Here is a 746-nt window from a genome sequence, read left to right as displayed (position 1 = left end):
CCATAGAAGCAAGTGTTATAGAATTATACAGATCATATAATTATGAAGGAAGCAAGAAATTGGCTTACTATGCCTCCGGAATTAATGATAAACTATAGGGTGATAATGATGAGTAATAAAATATTTCCTCCTGATCCTACAGCCAAAAAAGGCTTTTATGATATCAATATTTATTTAGAAGCTGTGAAAAGATACCCTAATTTAGTCAAACTAATCGAAAACAAATCAGCAGAAAATGGAGAAAAGACTTGGCTCATATATGAAGATGGTAGAGAATTTACTTATAAAGAAGTTAATGATTTAAGTACGTCATTTTTTGCCGGGCTCAAATCTTTAGGAATTAACAAGGAAGAAAAAATTGCCATTTTTGCAAATAATTCTCCAGAATGGATAATAAGTTACTTTGGTATATTAAAGGCAGGTGCTATTCCTGTTACTGTTAATATTAACTTTATTAAAGATCCTCTAATATATAACCTAGAAAAATCTGACACAAGCCATTTAATAATAGATTCAAAATTGTTACAAGCATTTATAGATGTGGAAGATAAATTAAAGAATAAAATAAAGAATTTAATAATAATTGGCGATGTGGAAGATAAATTAAAGAATAAAATAAAGACTCAGTGGATGCTATATAAGGATCTGCTTAAATCTAGTAATGAAAAAGCAGTGTCCAATCAAAAGCCATATGACATAGCAGCGATGATACTTACTTCTGGTACAACAGGCCCATCTAAAGTAGT

At 29.9% G+C, this 746-nt stretch carries 2 protein-coding genes; both read left to right on the top strand.

Features of this window, described 5'->3' with window-relative positions; genetic code table 11:
- Positions 1 to 98: hypothetical protein (locus ACP5GV_RS08045; RefSeq protein ID WP_428103283.1), on the top strand; the 98-nt coding region annotated here is incomplete at its 5' end.
- A 10-nt stretch (positions 99 to 108) separates the two neighbouring features.
- Positions 109 to 746, top strand: a 638-nt coding sequence (locus ACP5GV_RS08040) for an AMP-binding protein (RefSeq protein ID WP_428103277.1), incomplete at its 3' end; no start/stop codon positions are given.

Origin of the sequence: Caldisphaera sp. (genome assembly GCF_049974385.1) — an archaeon.
Taxonomy (GTDB): Archaea; Thermoproteota; Thermoprotei_A; order Sulfolobales; family Acidilobaceae; genus Caldisphaera.
Note: the sequence above shows the minus strand (reverse complement) of the source record. Positions and strands in the feature narration are given on the sequence as shown.